This window comes from Candidatus Nitrosacidococcus tergens (assembly GCF_902810445.1).
Classification (GTDB): domain Bacteria; phylum Pseudomonadota; class Gammaproteobacteria; order Nitrosococcales; family Nitrosococcaceae; genus Nitrosacidococcus; species Nitrosacidococcus tergens.
Genome location: NZ_LR778175.1, coordinates 447,709 through 465,834, shown reverse-complemented (window position 1 = coordinate 465,834; position 18,126 = coordinate 447,709). Strand labels below are relative to the sequence as shown.

23 protein-coding genes are annotated in these 18,126 nt (G+C 37.3%); 5 read left to right on the top strand and 18 right to left on the bottom strand.

The features are described 5' to 3' along the window. Positions 1 to 244: 244 nt before the first annotated feature. From NSCAC_RS08940 to yut, 9 genes are read right to left on the bottom strand one after another with little or no spacing between them, the layout of a single operon-like run. On the bottom strand, positions 245 to 352 hold the full coding sequence (locus NSCAC_RS08940; protein WP_408609568.1) for a hypothetical protein: 108 nt from the start codon (positions 350 to 352) through the stop codon (positions 245 to 247). A 47-nt stretch (positions 353 to 399) separates the two neighbouring features. Further along, positions 400 to 1,014, bottom strand: a complete 615-nt coding sequence (gene ureG, locus NSCAC_RS02380; RefSeq protein ID WP_197744836.1) for an urease accessory protein UreG — start codon at positions 1,012 to 1,014, stop codon at positions 400 to 402. A gap of 12 nt (positions 1,015 to 1,026) precedes the next feature. Further along, positions 1,027 to 1,701 (bottom strand): urease accessory protein UreF, encoded by a 675-nt coding sequence (locus NSCAC_RS02375; RefSeq protein ID WP_197744835.1) that lies wholly within the window; start codon positions 1,699 to 1,701, stop codon positions 1,027 to 1,029. Next, on the bottom strand, positions 1,701 to 2,195 hold the full coding sequence (gene ureE, locus NSCAC_RS02370; protein WP_197745270.1) for an urease accessory protein UreE: 495 nt from the start codon (positions 2,193 to 2,195) through the stop codon (positions 1,701 to 1,703). Before ureE ends, NSCAC_RS02375 begins: the two co-directional genes overlap by 1 nt. 10 nt (positions 2,196 to 2,205) lie before the next feature. Beyond that, positions 2,206 to 3,906 (bottom strand): urease subunit alpha, encoded by a 1,701-nt coding sequence (gene ureC / locus NSCAC_RS02365; protein WP_197744834.1) that lies wholly within the window; start codon positions 3,904 to 3,906, stop codon positions 2,206 to 2,208. Further along, a complete protein-coding gene (locus NSCAC_RS02360) occupies positions 3,903 to 4,208 on the bottom strand; it encodes an urease subunit beta (protein WP_197744833.1) in 306 nt (101 codons plus the stop codon). The genes ureC and NSCAC_RS02360 overlap by 4 nt, the downstream gene beginning before the upstream one ends. A 24-nt stretch (positions 4,209 to 4,232) precedes the next feature. Continuing rightward, positions 4,233 to 4,535: an urease subunit gamma gene (gene ureA, locus NSCAC_RS02355; protein WP_197744832.1), complete on the bottom strand. Its 303-nt coding sequence runs from the start codon at positions 4,533 to 4,535 to the stop codon at positions 4,233 to 4,235. 13 nt (positions 4,536 to 4,548) lie between these two features. Beyond that, positions 4,549 to 5,394 carry an urease accessory protein UreD gene (locus NSCAC_RS02350; RefSeq protein WP_197744831.1) on the bottom strand — a complete coding sequence of 282 codons (846 nt, stop codon included), beginning with the start codon at positions 5,392 to 5,394 and terminating at the stop codon, positions 4,549 to 4,551. Next, positions 5,394 to 6,395 carry an urea transporter gene (yut, locus tag NSCAC_RS02345; RefSeq protein ID WP_197744830.1) on the bottom strand — a complete coding sequence of 334 codons (1,002 nt, stop codon included), beginning with the start codon at positions 6,393 to 6,395 and terminating at the stop codon, positions 5,394 to 5,396. Before yut ends, NSCAC_RS02350 begins: the two co-directional genes overlap by 1 nt. A 140-nt stretch (positions 6,396 to 6,535) precedes the next feature. Between yut and NSCAC_RS02340 the strand changes: the two genes are divergently transcribed. Next, positions 6,536 to 6,721, top strand: a complete 186-nt coding sequence (locus tag NSCAC_RS02340) for a hypothetical protein (RefSeq protein ID WP_197744829.1) — start codon at positions 6,536 to 6,538, stop codon at positions 6,719 to 6,721. A 6-nt stretch (positions 6,722 to 6,727) separates the two neighbouring features. Here NSCAC_RS02340 and NSCAC_RS02335 read toward each other — a convergent pair whose 3' ends face one another. Next, the gene (locus NSCAC_RS02335) at positions 6,728 to 8,218 is read right to left on the bottom strand and encodes a glycine betaine ABC transporter substrate-binding protein (protein ID WP_197744827.1); all 1,491 of its coding nucleotides are present in this window, start codon (positions 8,216 to 8,218) and stop codon (positions 6,728 to 6,730) included. 19 nt (positions 8,219 to 8,237) lie between these two features. Then, entirely contained in the window at positions 8,238 to 9,053 is an 816-nt protein-coding gene (locus tag NSCAC_RS02330; protein WP_232085967.1) for an ATP-binding cassette domain-containing protein, read from the bottom strand. 167 nt (positions 9,054 to 9,220) lie between these two features. Here NSCAC_RS02330 and NSCAC_RS02325 point away from each other — a divergent pair, with 167 nt between their 5' ends. The 4 genes from NSCAC_RS02325 (at position 9,221) to NSCAC_RS02310 (ending at position 12,658) form a co-directional block, all read left to right on the top strand. Further along, a complete protein-coding gene (locus tag NSCAC_RS02325; protein ID WP_197744825.1) occupies positions 9,221 to 9,940 on the top strand; it encodes a sulfite exporter TauE/SafE family protein in 720 nt (239 codons plus the stop codon). Between the two features lie 232 nt (positions 9,941 to 10,172). Beyond that, complete coding sequence (locus tag NSCAC_RS02320) at positions 10,173 to 10,709, top strand: hypothetical protein (RefSeq protein ID WP_197744823.1); 537 nt, start codon at positions 10,173 to 10,175, stop codon at positions 10,707 to 10,709. Between the two features lie 480 nt (positions 10,710 to 11,189). Next, on the top strand, positions 11,190 to 12,152 hold the full coding sequence (locus tag NSCAC_RS02315; RefSeq protein WP_197744822.1) for a sigma-54 interaction domain-containing protein: 963 nt from the start codon (positions 11,190 to 11,192) through the stop codon (positions 12,150 to 12,152). 2 nt (positions 12,153 to 12,154) lie between these two features. After that, on the top strand, positions 12,155 to 12,658 hold the full coding sequence (locus NSCAC_RS02310) for a DUF411 domain-containing protein (RefSeq protein ID WP_232085966.1): 504 nt from the start codon (positions 12,155 to 12,157) through the stop codon (positions 12,656 to 12,658). 3 nt (positions 12,659 to 12,661) lie between these two features. Here NSCAC_RS02310 and NSCAC_RS02305 read toward each other — a convergent pair whose 3' ends face one another. From NSCAC_RS02305 to msrB, 7 genes are all read right to left on the bottom strand, one after another. Next, on the bottom strand, positions 12,662 to 12,880 hold the full coding sequence (locus NSCAC_RS02305; protein ID WP_197744821.1) for a GDCCVxC domain-containing (seleno)protein: 219 nt from the start codon (positions 12,878 to 12,880) through the stop codon (positions 12,662 to 12,664). Positions 12,881 to 12,884: 4 nt separating this feature from the next. Beyond that, a complete protein-coding gene (locus NSCAC_RS02300; protein WP_197744820.1) occupies positions 12,885 to 13,751 on the bottom strand; it encodes a YcgL domain-containing protein in 867 nt (288 codons plus the stop codon). A gap of 52 nt (positions 13,752 to 13,803) precedes the next feature. Then, positions 13,804 to 15,153, bottom strand: a complete 1,350-nt coding sequence (locus tag NSCAC_RS02295) for an alkaline phosphatase family protein (protein ID WP_197744819.1) — start codon at positions 15,151 to 15,153, stop codon at positions 13,804 to 13,806. Between the two features lie 448 nt (positions 15,154 to 15,601). Next, positions 15,602 to 16,048, bottom strand: a complete 447-nt coding sequence (locus NSCAC_RS08795; RefSeq protein WP_456298412.1) for an AAA family ATPase — start codon at positions 16,046 to 16,048, stop codon at positions 15,602 to 15,604. 345 nt (positions 16,049 to 16,393) lie between these two features. After that, positions 16,394 to 16,663 carry an AAA family ATPase gene (locus NSCAC_RS02285; RefSeq protein WP_197744818.1) on the bottom strand — a complete coding sequence of 90 codons (270 nt, stop codon included), beginning with the start codon at positions 16,661 to 16,663 and terminating at the stop codon, positions 16,394 to 16,396. Between the two features lie 36 nt (positions 16,664 to 16,699). After that, on the bottom strand, positions 16,700 to 17,725 hold the full coding sequence (locus NSCAC_RS02280; protein WP_232085965.1) for an FAD:protein FMN transferase: 1,026 nt from the start codon (positions 17,723 to 17,725) through the stop codon (positions 16,700 to 16,702). Beyond that, a complete protein-coding gene (msrB, locus tag NSCAC_RS02275; protein WP_197744815.1) occupies positions 17,722 to 18,123 on the bottom strand; it encodes a peptide-methionine (R)-S-oxide reductase MsrB in 402 nt (133 codons plus the stop codon). Before msrB ends, NSCAC_RS02280 begins: the two co-directional genes overlap by 4 nt. Positions 18,124 to 18,126: the final 3 nt, after the last annotated feature.

Here is an 18,126-nt window from a genome sequence, read left to right as displayed (position 1 = left end):
TAACCTCCTTGATTTAAGCCAAACTGAGTATTCGTAGTTAAAGCAATCCAGTTATCCTTTAAATATCTGCATCCCAGTGCCTAAATTGAAATTAAGCCGCTCTATAGGTAAGGTTTATCCCTGCCAAGAAAGTGAGGCATTTTGATCCGAGGTAAATTGAATGGTTATCGGAATATTAGCACTGGTGGTGGTGGGATTGTGGTAAGAGCAAGTTAAACAAGATCCATTTTCTGATTTTTGTAAGTTAAAAGTGAAAAGAAAAACCGATAATGATCCGACTTTTTTTATGTTGCTGGTAGTTTAATTCAATATCTGTATGGTTATTAACCTGAGTAACAGTGGTGTTTAATATAGCCCTTTTAAAATAGGCTAGATCTTTATAATCTCCAAGATGAACAGCTAGTTTATTTTTAATAACCCTTGGTGTTCGATAAATTGAATAATTTCAGCTAACCCCTGTCCTGATTTTAAATTGCTAAAGATAAAAGGTCGCTCTCCACGCATTTTCTTAGCATCTCGATCCATCACTTCTAAAGAGGCACCTACTAAAGGGGCAAGATCAATTTTATTGATAACTAGTAAATCAGATTTACAAATTCCAGGTCCTCCTTTACGGGGAATTTTCTCCCCTGCAGCTACATCAATCACATAAATAGTAAGATCAGAAAGCTCTGGGCTAAACGTGGCAGCTAAATTATCCCCTCCTGATTCCACAAAAATAAGATCAAGACCGGAAAAACGCTGATTAAGCTGAGAAACTGCCTCAAGATTTGCAGAGGCATCTTCACGGATTGCTGTGTGAGGACATCCTCCTGTTTCTACTCCCATGATTCGATCTGAGCTTAGTGCATTATGATGGACTAAGAATTGAGCATCTTCCTTAGTATAAATATCATTAGTTACTACAGCGAGGCTATATTGATCATGTAAAGCACGGCATAAAGCAAGGGTGAGCGCAGTCTTTCCAGAGCCAACTGGACCGCCAATCCCTACTCGTAGTGGTTGTTTACTCACTTTTTAATTCTCCTAAGAGCGAAATAATCGGCTATATTGGATTTCATGATTCATTGAAGCAATAGCGAGTCCCCAAGTGCCATTTGCGAGCTCATCATCCGTATAAGTCATTGCTTGGTGATAGGCTTGATCAAGTACTGGTAATAACTGAGAGAGTAGGTTTTGAGAAGCTTGCTGACCTAGAGGTAGTGTTTTCATAAGTACAATTAGTTGATTTTCTAACCAACTCCATAACCAAGCAGCAAGCCCATCTTCAGGGGATAAGCTCCAAGCGTACGCTGCAACTGACCAAGCAAAAAAAAAGCTAGGATCTTTAACATTTAAAATTTTTTGATCTAGCTCTTTATTTAATTCAGGTAATTGTTTCATTAGCTGAGTTAAAGAAAAACCAAGTTGTTGAGATTCGCCATAGAGTTCAGCAGTTTCTCGACTTGCTTTATATTCTGCTTCCCATTGAGTTAATTCTTCCCATTTATGATTAGCAATAGCAGTAAGTATTCGAAATAATAATGGTGCTTCAAAATAGGAGATATTTAATACCAGCTGATCAGAAATCCAAACCTTGGCACTTTGAGTATCATGGACAATACCTTGCTCAATGGCACTTTCTAAGCCCTGAGAGTAACTATAAGCACCAATAGGAAGCTGAGGACTTGCTAACCGCAATAGGGACCAAGCCCTATTCATTAATGATCATGAAAGTGATGTAATTTAGCTTCATAGTGAAATTCACCTTGATCCCGATGGCTATGATGATGCCCTCCTCCGTAAGCACCTGATTCCGGCTGATAAGGAGCAATTACTTTGGTTACTTTTACCCCAATTTGAACCAGCATTTCCTCAAGTACATAATCGAAAGGCAATCGTAATCGCTCTTTGTCAATTTGAAGCCGAACATGACGATTACCTAGATGATAAGCTGATCTAATTAAATCAAGAGAGTCTTGAGCTTGTACTTCCATAAGTTCTTCAGGTTTAGCCTGTATTTCTAATACTAGGCCTTCAGCAGTACCTAGTTTATCTCCTACAGTAAGAGTAGTACCTCGTTCAATTTGAAAAGCTGCTTCTTGACCATCTGATAAATGAAAGCGTAATTGGCTTCGCTCTCGCTCTTCAAAGGTAAATGCCATCTCTAGGGTAGCTGGTGTTTCTGAAGAAAGCCGTCGATCGAATAGTAACATAAGCATTTTTTTAAAATAAGAAATAACGCTGTGCCATAGGCAGTACATCTACCGGTTCATACCACAGCAGTTGCCCATCGGCATGAACTTGATAGTTTTGAGGATCTACTTCAATATGAGGGGTAGCGTTGTTATGAATCATATCTTTTTTCCGTAGATTACGAGTATGGCGTACTGCAACTAAAGATTTTTTTAACCCATACCGTATTCCAATATCCTCTTCTAAAGCTGCTTGAGAGACAAAAGTAAAGCTACTAGCAGTACGACTGCCGCCATAGCTACCAAACATAGGTCGATAATGTACAGGCTGTGGAGTAGGAATTGATGCATTTGAGTCTCCTATAGGAGCAGAAACAATCACTCCACCTTTAATAATCAAGCTAGGTTTTACTCCAAAGAAAGCAGGCTTCCATAATACTAAATCTGCCCATTTTCCTTTTTCGATAGAGCCAATTTCATGGGAAACCCCCCAAGTAATGGCTGGATTAATAGTATATTTAGCAATATATCTTTTAGCCCGAAAGTTATCACTTCTAGCATTGTCTTCTGGTAATGCTCCTCGCTCATGCTTCATAACGGAAGCATTTTGCCAGGTACGTAAAATAACTTCTCCCACCCTGCCCATCGCTTGAGAATCAGAGGAGTACATACTTAATGCTCCCATATCATGGAGAATACCTTCTGCAGCAATTGTCTCTTGGCGGATTCGACTTTCTGCAAAAGCAACATCTTCTGCAATAGCAGGGTTTAAGTGATGACAAACCATCAGCATATCTAGATGCTCATCTAGAGTATTGACTGTAAAAGGTACCGTTGGGTTAGTAGAAGCAGGTAATACATTAGGTTGACTACAAGCTTTAATAATATCAGGAGCATGACCGCCACCTGCTCCTTCAGTATGATAGGTATGAATCGTGCGATCTTTAAAAGCCCCTAGCGTAGTTTCAAGAAAACCTGACTCATTTAGAGTATCAGTATGAATTGCAACTTGTACATCAAATCGATCAGCAACACTTAAACAATTATCAATGGCAGCAGGAGTGCTACCCCAATCTTCGTGTAATTTAAGTCCAAAAGCACCTGCACGGATTTGCTCTTCTATAGGAATAGGCAAGCTTACATTACCTTTAGCGGTAAAGCCTAAATTCATAGGAAACGCATCTGCTGCTTGGAGCATCCGCTTAATATGCCAAGGTCCGGGGGTACAAGTGGTAGCAAGGGTACCCGTTGCAGGGCCTGTGCCGCCACCAATCATGGTAGTTAGTCCTGAGTTAAGCGCTTCATAAATTTGATCGGGGGAAATAAAATGAATATGAGTATCAATTCCACCTGCGGTTAGGATCATACCCGTTCCAGAAATAACCTCTGTTCCTGCCCCAATGGGGAGATCTACATTGGCTTGAGTATCTGGATTTCCTGAAGCACCAATGCCTGCAATTCGTCCACCTTTAATCCCTACATCTGCTTTTATAATCCCCCAATAATCTAAAACTACTACATTGATAATAACGGTATCCATAACTTCAGCAGCAGGTAACTGACTCTGTGCCATTCCATCTCGGATGGATTTACCTCCTCCAAACTCCACCTCATCTCCATGGGTGGTAAAATCCTTTTCTATTTCAATCCATAAGTGAGTGTCTGCAAGTCGTACTCGATCCCCTACCGTTGGTCCATAGAGATCGGCATAAGCTTGGCGGGATATTTTCATAATGGTCCCATAATTTGACCGTTAAAACCATAGACATGACGCCTCCCCACAAACTCCACTAGCTCTACGGTACGACTTTGTCCTGGTTCAAACCGCACTGCATTACCTGATGGAATATTTAGTTTCATTCCTCGAGCTCGTTCCCGGTCAAAAGACAGTGCACTGTTGACTTCATAAAAATGATAGTGAGAGCCTACTTGGATAGGTCGATCTCCTGAGTTAATCACTTTAATAGTTAAGGTGCGACAACCTACATTGAGCTCTATTTCCCCTGCTTCAACTTTTATCTCTCCTGGTATCATGGATATGTAAATCCTAACTACTGATTAAACAATGGGATGATGTACAGTGACTAGCTTAGTACCGTCAGGAAACAACGCTTCTACCTGCACATCAGAAATCATCTCTGGTACACCTTCCATTACATCATCACGGGTAAGTAATGTGGTTCCATAGTGCATTAACTCCGCAACACTTGCTCCATCACGAGCTTTTTCCAATATAGCTGCAGAAATATAAGCGATTGTCTCAGGGTAATTTAGCTTCAGCCCACGAGCGTGCCGCCGTTCAGCTACTAACCCCGCAGTAAAAATAAGTAACTTATCTTTCTCTCGTGCATTTAGCTCCATCGGTATTCTTTATCTAAGTATTCCAAATTCGAGGAAAACAAACTGAACGCCCTATGAGTACTGGGCGTAATATTTCCCATAAAGCAATAAACCAGTTACGTGCTGCTTCAGATTCTTGGCCTAAAAAACGAGCTACAATAAACCCTGTAGGAAATTGAGTAATCCCTCCATAGCCTTCAATGGGCAAATTTCGGCACGCCTCTAGGAGTTTAGCACTTACTGCTCCATTTGCAAGTAAGGTACCTGCAATAGGGTAGCCTGAGAGTCCTACAGGAGAGTGAAGTAATATATTTCCTCCTAAAAATTTCATTCGCTCACTCCAAAGTAATTGATTATTCAAGTGTGATCGTATTTGGAATCGTTGATGAACTTCCCCATGGGTGAAGAGTTCATTACTACCGGGACGACCTAAAGCAAAAATATCCCAAGTAATAAGTCTCGAATCTACACCTAACTTAATAACCGTATCTAAATAAGCACGACACCCTGAAAAAAAAATAGATTCTTGAGGTAACCATTCCAAAATCGCATTGTCATCGATATATAATTTTGTATTTTGATAGGAGGGATAATAAGAGCGGTACCATCTAGTAGCTCCTGGATTAGTGATTTGTACCGAAGTATTTTTTCCCGCAGAGACATAGATGCTTAGCGTATCTCCTCCTGCAATTCCTCCAGGGGGATGGAGCAAAATATGCTGACATACTTCTGGTCCTTCTGGATAAAGGTGTCTTTGTACTCGAAGGGGACCTTGATGGCGGCGTAAAGTAGGAACAGTACGATTATTTACCCATTGATAACCTAACTCTATTTGTGCTGACCAGGAAAATGGATGAGGGGTAGTGTTTTGCCTATTCACTACAAATCATCATATCGATTTGTATTTTCTTCTGGAGTAGTAGCCTCTGAAGTAGAAATGTATTTCAAACTATTTACGCTCATAGCAACGAGCAACATAAACCATGTAGTAATCACAAAGGGGAAAGTATAAATAGGTAACTCTAAATGCTGTAAAGCAGTACTTAGAGCAAAGCTTATCCAAGTAGTTACTATGGCACCTAAAAGGGCATAAATAAAACTAAATTTGGTGACATAAATAAATAAGCCCCCTCCTAGAGCAATACTGGTTAAAATTGGATTATAGCTATATAATCCCAGCTGAATACTCTCTTCACTCACCTCAAAAGCTATTCCAGTTGCTATAGAAAGCAAAGCAGCAGCAAGGGCTGCTATTGCACTCATGCGAGAATTAATTAAAATTCCTAAGAAAATAAGATAGCCTGCGATTGCACTATCCTGTAGAAAAATCTCGCTAAATCCTTTACCTACGCCGATATACCAAGTTTTTATAGTATAGATATCTATTTCACTAATGAAATGATGAGAGAGAGTGGCCATAGGATTCGATAAATCAATGTGCTCCACTACGCCAATAAATAGCCAAGTGCACAAAATAAAAGGCATGGTAAGTGCTGGTAAATTCCATAGAGTAAAAAACTGACTTAACCCAATCATCACTAAAGTAGATAAACTAGTAGCGATAACAATATGCAGCCATAAAGTATGGTCTATTAACAAATGATGACTTACCGCATAGCTACTTACTCCAATTCCAACTAGTACTCCATTAAAGCCAAATAAACCATTTTGAATAAGTGATTTATCTACTTTGAGTAATACCGCAGTAAGAGTGCTTATTATAACTCCAACTAAAGTAGCTACTCCTGCTATTTTAGAGGCAATAAACAAGCCAACTAAAATTACTAAACCAGATACAGGGTTATTTTGTAGTACTACTTGGCTAATACCACGGAGTAAAATGTCTATAGCTTGTGTACTTAGATTAGAAGGTAAGATCATTAACAAATATACAATTTAAAAATCTAAAAGTGATAAGTTTATAACAATTCGCCTATTAAAGTAGAATAGAAGCAAATTGCTAAATAATAAACACAGAAAGTTATTTTAAATTTATTAATGTAAAGTGAGGATAAATTAAAATGAGTGCTGAAAATGCAATTGCGGCTTTATGTAGTTTAGTTGTGCCAGGACTTGGACAGTTGTTGCAAGCACGCTTGCTAATAGCAATTATTATGTTTTTACTATCTGGGATTTTATTATTTTTTATGCTCAGTTGGATTATTCATATCTGGTCTGCCATTGATGCAGCTATGTTTAAGCCATAAACTTAATCAAGATAATCCATCAGATACAATATGACGCTCGGTCCAAGTAAATAATCCCTGTACTAACAAAGCGAGAATTGCTGAGGGAATCGCCCCTTCTAGGATAAGTCCAGTGTCATCAAGGCGAATCCCGGTTAAGATAGGCTGTCCGTAACCTCCTGCCCCAATTAATGCCCCTAGGGTCGCAGTACCTACATTAATGACCGCTGATGTTTTAATCCCTGCAAGAATAGTACGAGCTGCCATGGGTAGCTCTACTAAGCGTAATCTTGCCTTAGATGGCAGACCAAGTGCTTGAGCAGATTCTATAATTTGCAATGGAATACTCTTTAGCCCTGTATGCGTATTACGTAAAATAGGTAACAGGCTATATAGAAATAAAACAATCATTGCCGGTGGGCCACCAACGCCAACTAAAGGTATCATGACAACGAGCATGGCAAGTGCTGGAATAGTTTGAATAACTCCAGCGATTCCTATAATAATATGTCCAAATTTAGGGCGATAAGCTGCAAAAATTCCTAAAGGAATAGCCACAATAATAGCAGCTCCTAAGGAAATGCCCACTAACATTAAATGCTCACACGTTCGATTATATAACCGTTGCCAAAATGTAGACTGAGTAACTTGGTAATCTCCTACACCAAAAGTATTCTTCAAAAAATTAACAGCTACTTGAGAATCAGAGATATGTCCTAGCTCTACCTGACTGTTCATATCAATCATAGCCTGCTGGCTAATTTTCCCTGTAATCTGCTCTAGGAGAGAGACGATCTCAGGTGATTGCTTAAGCAACGCTAAACGGTATAAGAAAACAGCCTTATAGTGAGGGAAATAATGTAGATCATCATTTAATACTCTTAGTTTATAGTATTGAATATCTGCATCAGTCGCATATATGTCAATTACTTGTAAGGTATTTTGTTCTAATGCTCGATAGGCAAGATCATGATCTAAACCTCGGACATTTTGCTGAGGTAATTGGTAGTAAGCTTGTAGCTTTGGCCAACCATCTGCCCGTGCCATAAATTCACTACTGAAACCTAAAGTAAGATCTGCATGTTGAATTAAATCAGAAATATTACGAATATTAAGCTCTCCTGCTACTTTATCCACCATACCTAATGCATAGGTATTATCAAATCCAAGAGGTTTAGTAATTCCCACTCCTTTTTCTGCAAGTATTTGCTGTAACTCATCTTCTTGGACATATTGTTGAGCAAAAATTTCATGGATTAAGGTACCGGTATAGTCTGGATAAATATCTATATCCCCGTTTAGTAATCCACGCCAAAGAACCTGAGATCCTCCTAGTTTTTTAAGTTGCGTATTTATTCCTTGGTTTTTTAACCATTGAGCAGCTAAATTGGCTAAAACAATAGACTCAGTGAATTTTTTTGCTCCTATTGTTACTGCTGTTTCAGCAAAACTAGCGGAAAATCCTACCCATAATATTAAAATCCACCCTAATCTAGACCATTTTTTATAGCTAATCATGGCAATCCCTTAATAGATATTACTGTGCACTAAAGTAAGAAAATGAACAGTTGTGATCTGAATGAGAGTCCAACGGGCATCGTTGTGCCTTGATAAATTGCTTTACGAAAGAATCAGCAGGATTTTCGAGGAAATCTATTACAGTACCCTCTTGGGCAATTCTTCCATCCCTTAAAAGGAGGATACGATCACTAAAGTAAGCAGCCTCTCCAATATCATGGGTGATAATAATAACTGTTTTACGCAGGGACTGAAAAATTTCTCTTAACTCAGTCTGCATTTCATAGCGATTTAAAGGATCCAATGCACCTAGAGGCTCATCTAATAACAATAAATCTGGATCTAACATTAAAGCACGCATAAGTGCGACTCGTTGGCGTTGTCCACCAGAGAGTTGGGTAGGATATCGTTTTAAAGCATCTTCAGGAAAACGGGTAAGTGCCACAAGCTCTCCTAGCCTTTGAGCTATTTTATTTTGATTCCAATTTAAATAATTTGCCATTAGTACAATGTTTTCTTGAGCCGTATAGTGAGGAAATAAGCCTCCCTCTTGAATCACATAACCCATTTTTTGCCGCTGAGTCAAGATATTCTCTGGCGTAAGTTGAATACCTTCAAAATAAATACGCCCTGAATCTGGAGTGATTAGTCCAACCAGCAGTCGTAATAGGGTAGATTTTCCACACCCGCTAGGTCCAATTAGGGCCATAATTTGCCCTTGAGGGATACTTAGAGAGGTGTGCTGTATTCCCGCTGTAGTACTATAAGCTTTAGAGACATTTTCTAAAACTACAATCGCTTTATCTTTTTTTATCCTCTTCTTTTTAGAAATCACGAATAGTTAGTATAGATCCACAGATTGTTTTAAAATAAAAAACTTATTAGCTTAACAGATAGCAAATAGCTATAGAAAAACACAAGTAATTAAATTATTAAACCCTTATATACTCTGAAAATATAAACAAAAAATTATTTATTTACCCTACTAGCTTATAAATTTCTGTGAGTTTACTTAACCCACTTTTTGGTACTTCTTTTCTTTTTGCATTTTTCTTAGGACTGCTCAGTGCCCTTCACTGTGTTGCTATGTGTGGTGCAATTATAGGTACGCTAACCTTAAGTCTTCCCAAGGAGGTACGAGAGAATAAAAGGCGTCTTATCCCTTTTATTTTTGCTTATAATCTAGGTCGTATTACTAGCTACACCACCATGGGACTCATTATGGGTTTATTGGTTCGATTTTTAGGTGCGATTAGCCACGATATGGTAGTGTTAATCGGTATCTCTGGTCATAGTGTGCTACAAGGAATTTCTTCCCTAATTATATTAGGTACAGGACTTTATATCGCTGGTTGGTTTCCACGATTTGCTAAAGTAGATCGATTAGGAGTACCCCTTTGGCGTAAATTAGAACCCTTAGGCAGGCGTTTAATTCCAGTACGTAGCCTGAAACAAGCGTTTATCTTTGGTACAATCTGGGGTTGGTTACCTTGTGGGCTTGTTTACAATGCAGTGGCAGTTGCTGCAACTACGGGTAGTGGTTCACGAAGTGCACTGACCATGCTTGCTTTTGGGATGGGAACCTTACCTACTGTCATGAGTATCGGAGTTTTTACTCTTTGGATGACCTATCTTGCCAGACTGAAACATCTACGCCATGTTGCTGGACTGTTAATTGTTGCTATGGCAGTGATCAACTTGCTTGCCATTCCTCCATCTTGAATTTTAGATAAAGCTAAAAACTTAAATCGCTTGGTTCTTAACCTTTTTTAATTTATCAGCCCTTTTATTGTATTCCTCTTTAAATTGAAATACCTTATTGCCTAACAAAGCATTATTTTTATAAAAACTTTATTTAAAATAAAATGTTATACTGATCTCTTTATATAAAAAGAGCATTCTATCTCTTATATAAATTTAATAATGATATCTATTCATGACTAGGAGTAAATAAATGAGAAAAATATTAATTAGCCTATGTTGTTTCCTAGTAAGTACTTATTGCTATGCTTGGGAAGTTAAAAATCCTACTGCTTCAACAGCTGAAGGAAGTAAGATCGCTGTATTAGGCGAAAGTGTAAATGGTGAATATCAGTTTTTATTTCACTGTAATGGCAATGATTTAGCATTAGATATTTATTTCAAACAACCTTGGAATCAAACCGAATCTGAGATAGAGCAAAAAGGATTCTTTAAATCATTAGAAATAATTCCGGGTGCAGATAAATTCCATGATGTTCATTACTTTAATTATCGAATTGATAGAGGTAATCTCGAGAGGATGATTCTTCAATTAGAGCCAGCAAAAGTAGCCCATAAAGGTAAATTAGTTGGAGGCATGGATTCCTATTGGCCTGAAGATATGTTAAGACAAATTGAAAAACAACAAGGAAAAACTCTAAAAGTAGATGGAGGTGGTATAACTGATACCTTTAATTTAGATGAAATTTACCTAGTACGTAAAACCTTGGGTAATCAATGCAGTTTTTAACTACTTAAATATAAAACATAGCTAGTGTAGAGAGAATTACTTTTAATTTTACTAGTAATCTAACTATAAAAAAATCAATAATTCACTTAGCTTCTCTAAGTTCTCTTAGAGAAGCTAAATTACAAGCTAGTACAAGAAATTTTAAGCAATATTTGTGGATTCTGAAATTAATAAAATTTTTTAACTTTAGAAATCAGTCTTCGGTATAATCAATACTACGGTGGATGCCGAATATTATTATAATCAAAACAAATATTGATCTTGGTAGTGGTCCCCCATAATTAAATAACCTTAAAGAGATAAATAAACTGTATATATCATTTATCTCTATTTTGCTGACCAAGATATATTCTACAAACTTTCAGTTTTTCCTAAAAATACTTTTATTAAACCACTCTACGCTACGCTTTTTTAAAAAAAATACTAGTATATAATTATACTGGTAAGCAGTTTAATTTTACTAGATAAAAGGGTAGTTAAATGAATGGGTTTGAGGCACTCATAGGTAGTGCGCCTGCTTTTGAAGCATTAATACGCAGCACGCAAATGGTGGCTGCTACAGATGTTACCGCCTTAATTACTGGAGAGACCGGTACTGGTAAGGAGCTAATGGCACAAGCTATTCATGTTGAAAGCCACCGATCCGATAGGGTATTTACTCCAATTAATTGTGCTGCTCTTCCAGAAGATCTGGCAGAATCTGAGCTTTTTGGTCACCGTCGTGGTGCGTTTTCTGGAGCAACTCACGATCATTTAGGGCGCTTACGTGCTAGTGAAGGAGGTACAGTCTTTCTTGATGAAGTTAATGAACTCTCTCCTGCTATCCAAGCAAAATTACTTCGTTTTTTAGAATCTGGGGAATGCCAATCAGTTGGAGAAACCTATACTCATCATTGTAATGTACGGATTATTGCGGCTACAAACTGTGACTTGCATCAATGGGTAGAAGAAAGGCGTTTTCGTAGAGATCTTTACTATCGCCTTCATGTAGTACCCTTATCTATCCCTCCTTTGCGAGAAAGAAAAGAAGATATCCCTTTACTACTTGAGCATTTTTCTAGTACTTTTTCTCAACAATATAAATTAGCTTCTCCTCAATTTAGTAAGGCGGCTTTAAGCATTTTAAATAGTTATTACTGGCCGGGTAATATTCGAGAGTTACGTAATCTTTGTGAACGGATAGTTGTATTACTACCGGGTAAAATGATTGAACCACAAAATCTACCTTTTGAAATACAAGGAAAAGATTTTTCTGTTACTACTACAGAAGCTCCAATTATCACCTTACCAGAAAATGGGCTAGCTTTAGATCAAGTAGAAATTGAACTGATTCATCAAGCTATTACTAGAGCACAGGGTAATCGGTCCAAAGCAGCAAGGTTGTTAGGAATAAGTAGAGATACCTTATGTTATCGAATGCAAAAACATGCCATTGATACTTAAAAATGAGGAATAATCTGATGGGATTGATTAATCAACTAGGTTTATGTGTTTTATTATTTGTATTTACAATCACTGCCTATGGAAAAGATAGTGTCTGGGACAACTCTAAAGTAGATTACTTTGGTCCATCTAATATTACTGTATACCGAGATCCAAGCTGTGGCTGTTGTGAAGAGTGGATAAAACATTTAGAAAAAAGCAATTTTACTGTAAAAGAAGTAAAAACCAATAATGTCCAAGCAATTAAACAAGAACAAAGTATCCCTCCAGAATTATCCTCTTGCCATACCGCAGTTATTGAAGGTTATACCGTAGAAGGTCATGTACCTGCTGATGACATTAAGAAATTGCTCATTGATAAGCCAGATATTATCGGTCTCACCGTACCTAGAATGCCTACTGGCACCCCAGGAATGGAAATGGGTAATAGGAAAGATCCTTTTAAAGTACTACAGATCAATAAAGACGGAACCACCCAAATCTTTAGTGAATATACAAAATATTAAAAATTAATCAGAATCTATATCTATTGCCCGCTTCTTTTGAATAGGCGGGCAAGGTACATCTCCATAACTGCAAAATACACAACAATTCCCTAGTTTTGGTTTTAAACTGATTTTACAATTTTCACAAATATAGAAATATAAACAAGCATTGGTTGGCATGGTCTCTATCTTCTGATAGCTACAATGGGGACAAGTAATGGTAGATCTGCTTACCGTTTTCATTTACTTAAGAAGTTCGATATTCACTTTGAGGAAGCTGTAGAAAATATCCTTTCTCTCGAATGATATTTATTATTTCTTGAGGATTGCCTTGAGCTAAGGAGATGCTAGGGTGTAACTCTAACTCCATTACAAAATTTAATTTCCCTAATATTGCTATTAATTTTTCCGGTACTTGAGAAAAATCCTCTTTATTTTTTATATATAAATAACTCCCCTCTTTCTTATAACTACGATAAATAGCACAAGATTGTAAAGCTACACCATCTTGATAAGATTTTGTATCTACTTCCATCCATGCTCTTGTATAAGGAAAAAAATGAGCTAACCCCTCAAGAATAGCCGCACTATAATTTCCATCTAATCCTAGAAAACTGCCTCGAGCAATATAGAAGTTTTCTAGTTTTTCTTCAGGTAAAGAATCTAAAATTTTTTGTTTTATCTCTGAGGCGGCATTACAAATAAGTACACCCTTAAAGCCATTTATAAATAGAGCTAAATCCTCCTCGTCTCCTCCCACAAAAACCACATAGTTTTTATCTAAACTATTCTTTTCTATTAAATAATAAATAGCAGCTAATTTAGGATCTTTTTTCATACTGCTTCCATTTTGCACAAGATGCCAGCAATGTTCTTTAATTTCATATATAGCTAATTCTTGAGTTTGAATCAAAAAATTAGGCGTAGGAATCTGGTGATCTTGGAGGACACTCTGGATTAACCCAACAGATTGATCAGTTAAATATGCCAATAAAATTTCTGGATATTGAGCTAAGTTCTGCAAATATCGATGGGCAGATTGATATTCGGTTCGATCTGCACTCAATAATAGGGTGTGATCAAAGTTAATGCAAAGTAGAATTTTTGGTTTCATTAAACGTTTTTAAAATCAATATTTGGATGAACTGCTTAAAGAATTAACTATTTTACAAATTTTTCAAATAAGAGAGCCCAGGAAATTTTTTAATCGCTCGTTGATAATCATAATCTGATAATCTTTTAGCTGCTGAGAAAAAAGTATGTTGACTATCCGTATTAGGACTCATTGTAGGTGCTATTAAAGATGATTTATGAATCGTATCTTGGGGTGGTGGCGAAATATCCACTCTCGGAGAAATAAGATCTGAAGTAAATACCTGAGATGCACTTTGTATTCCTAATTCCCTACGTCGTTTCACTTCATCATTATAGTCTGGAGAGCTTGCAAACTTTTCTGATAATAACTGCAATATGGAAGTGTGATCCATTAAACTATTACAGACTTTATGAGGTGCAATCCATGGAGAGGCAAACAGAGCTGGAACCCTAGGACCGGTACTTTCAAAAGCGTTAGCATAAAGAGATTCAGCAGGTACTGGAGAAGAAATCATATTTGGTAAAACATGATCAAAAAATCCCCCATGCTCATCGTAAACAACAATTAATAAAGATCGCTGCCATTTTTCTTGGTTGTGAACTAAAGCACTATAAACCTCCCTAAGGAAGTGCTCTCCAGGTCCTATTGGGGTAGGTGGGTGGTTATCACTAGGAATCCAACCAAAATGAATAGGCGAATCTGTATAAGATGGTTCAATAAAAACAACTTGCGGCATCTTTTCTAAAGATTCTTCTCCCCAATCTGTTGGTAAATCCTTAAAACTATGAAAATTTGGTCCGAGCACATCATCAAATCGATCAAATAAAGTAAAAAAAGAAAACCCACTATGGTAAACACGCCAACTGACATGATGTTCATCAAGCCAATCAAAAATAAAACTTCCGGGAACAATAGGAATAGGGCGAGGTTTGGTATCATCCACCGTGGCATAACCACTATAGGCCACTGATCGATTAGGCTGAGTATCTGCAGGTACGGGTGCAAACCAGTTATCACACACTGCATATTGATTAGCAAGAAAACTAGACATAGGCGTATCCATCGGAGAGAGAAACCCCATAGGGGGAGGGGTTTCAATTTTGCTTTTTGTTTGCAAATAATAAGCCTCAACAAAACCACTCATAGTAAATGTATTCCCTTTTTTTGCAAGCTGTGTAGCTACCATTGATCTACTATGAGGTAAATCATAAGGTAAAGGACCATCTTGTAAATGAAAAGGTCGATATGCTTGCTTATCTAAAAAGTTAATATAGCTAGCGTTTGTCTCAATATTGACTAAACCATTGACATCTTTTCGATTACCATATAAAGGCATACTTAAGTGCCCCAATACATTATCAAAGGAACGGTTTTCCATCATGACAATAATAATTGTTTGGATTTGATCAAGGACTTCCATAAGTATTTCCTAGCTGAGATATGAAAAATTTATATCTTCTAAAAGAAGAGAATGTTTCCTTAGTAATTTGATATTGTGTAATTAATTACATCTACCAATAAGTTTAGACTCCCCATGACCAATAAAAAAGAATTATCCGAACGAGATATTTGTACCAAATTTATTACTCCAGCACTTATTGAATCAGGCTGAGATGTACAAAAATAAATTCGAGAAGAACTCAGTTTTACTGATGGACGTACTTATGTTCGAATGTAATTTAACTACTTGTAGCAAGCAAAAAAGTGCCGATTATATTCTTTACTATAAACCCAATATTCCCGTAGCAATTAGTTAAGGAATTCAAGACGGGGATTTAGCATCTTATAAAAGGATACAAGTAGATTTAAACGGTTAGCGATCGGAGGAAGGAAAAAGGGATAAAAATCATCACTAGTAGCAAGTATATCTATTTAACGGAATATTCTTCAAGCCAAATTTTAAAATCCACTTCTTTGCATCGCTTAAATATGCTACCGTCTTTTTCTCGCTCCACCACAATCAAATCATCAATAGAGCATTCATTGATTAAAGAGACAGATTGAGTGGAAACAATAAGTTGCATTCTGGTAGCTGCTGATTTTAAAAGAGAATCCAATAATGCGATTGCATAGGGGTGCAGGCCTAATTCAGGCTCGTCAAGAATAATGGTAGCTGGAGGATTGGGTTGGAATAATGCAGTGACTAAACAAATAAAACGAATTGAGCCATCAGAGAGTTGGCTAGGATGAAATGGGTAATCACTGTTTTTTTGTTTCCAAAATAGCCAAATAAACGCTTCTCCTGTTTCTTTTTCTTCTGGCTTAAAAATAAAATTATCAAAAAAAGGAAGTGCAAGGCGGATAACTTTGCAAATCTGATCTAAAGTTTCAGGGTATTCTTTAGAAAGTCGATAAAGGTAAGCGGCAAGGTTGGCCGCATTAGAACGTAGATATTCATTATCATGTACTGCACAATCACGCCTTACCCCAGCAGTACTGCTGATATCATGAAAATGAAATACTCTCCAGTTTGAAATAGAATAATAACAATAACTAGCTACGCCAATATTTTTAGCTAATTCTTCTTTTAGTTTTGACTCTTTATGGCTAGAGCCTAATGAGTATGATTTTTTACCACTGTCACCACTAAAAAAGTATTGTTCGCTAATAAAATGGAAGCTACCTTCTGTTGTTGATTCTAGCTTAAATTGATAACTATTTCAACCAAACTTAATCAATGATTCCAATTCGCTAGTTTCTTTAATACCAAAGTTTAAAATCCGATCTGCAGATCCTTGTTTACTTATCCATACTTGTAGCCGTCCATCAATCATTTCTCTCAGCATATGAAAGTATGAAACAAAATTACTTTTCCCTGCCCCATTAGCACCAATCAGCACATTAAGATTATTTAACTTAAATTGCTCAAGGGATTTGATGGATTTAAACCCCTTAATAGTGAGATAATTTATAGGTTTACCGATACTCACAATCTTTTATTCATTAAAATATTGAGCACTTTCTTATTATTTTAATATTTTATTATAGGGAAAATAACTACTCGCTTGTTTCTGAATCCCCTGTTCTGATTGGATGATAAATAAGGCTGGAATCTGAGATTGCTCGGCAAGAGCAATGGCTTTGTCTATTCCTAAGACATAAAGCCCGGTAGCAAGTGCATCAGCTTCCATAGCGGTAGTGCTAAGCACAGTCACTGAAGCGGATTGATAAGGAGTAGGCCAACCGGTTTTAGGGTTAATAATATGCCCATAGCGATTATCTTTGTAGTCAAAATAATTTTGATAATCTCCAGAAGTTGCAATAGCCCCTGAGGTGCGTTCAAGGGTGTAAGCAGCTTTAGGTATCCCTGCTCTAGGTTGTTGAATGGCAATTTTCCAAGGCTGATCTTTGCTATTATGCCCCTTGATTCGTTCTTCTCCCCCAATATCTACCAGGTAATTATGGATATTTTTAGATGCTAATAATTCTGCAATTTGATCTACCCCATAGCCTTTGCCAATTCCTGAAAGATCAAGATACATATCTCCTTGCTCTTTTTTTAAGGCAGGAGGAGAATCCCTAATATCCAGTAGTTCAAAGTTTACTTTTTGCTTTGCAGCTTGAATTTGTGCCGGGGTAGGAATAGAGGGTTGATAAAGATGGGGACCAAATCCCCACAGATTCACTAAAACACCTACGGTAATATCAAATGCTCCTTGGGTAAGTGCGCTAATTTCTTGAGCTTTTTGAATCACAGTCACTAAGGGAGAAGATACCGAAATCCAATCTGTGCTTGGATTCTGATTAAATTGGGAGAGTTCAGAATCAGCTTGGTAAGTAGATAACAGATGATTGATTGATTTCAACTGCTGAGTAATTTCTTTAGCTAGAGTATCAGGATTAAGGTTGGAAGGTAGATCAATGATTTTTATGGTGTAGCGCGTGCCCATAGTGGATCCGTTAAACTGAATCAGATGATTCTTAGAATCTTGGGTACAGCCGATCAGTCCATTTAAAAGAACAAGTATGGCTAGGGTAGAAATAAAATTCACTTAGAATCGGCTTTAAAATCTAAGGAAGCGGAGTTAATGCAATATCTTAATCCGGTCGGATCAGGACCATCGTTAAACACATGACCTAAGTGGGAATCGCAACGGGTACAGACTACCTCTACTCGCCTCATTCCATGGCTATGATCCGTATGCTCGGTTACAGCAGTAGTATGAATAGGATCCCAAAAGCTAGGCCAACCACTACCTGATTCATATTTTTGCTCTGAGCTAAATAAGGGATTGCCACAGCAAATACAATGATAGGTTCCCTGCTTATGATGATGATAATATTTACCGGTAAATGGGGGTTCAGTAGCTTTTTCTCGGGTAATTCCATATTGTTCTGGAGTGAGCTGCGCTTGCCATTGATCCTTAGATTTAACAATTTTATCTGCCATTGA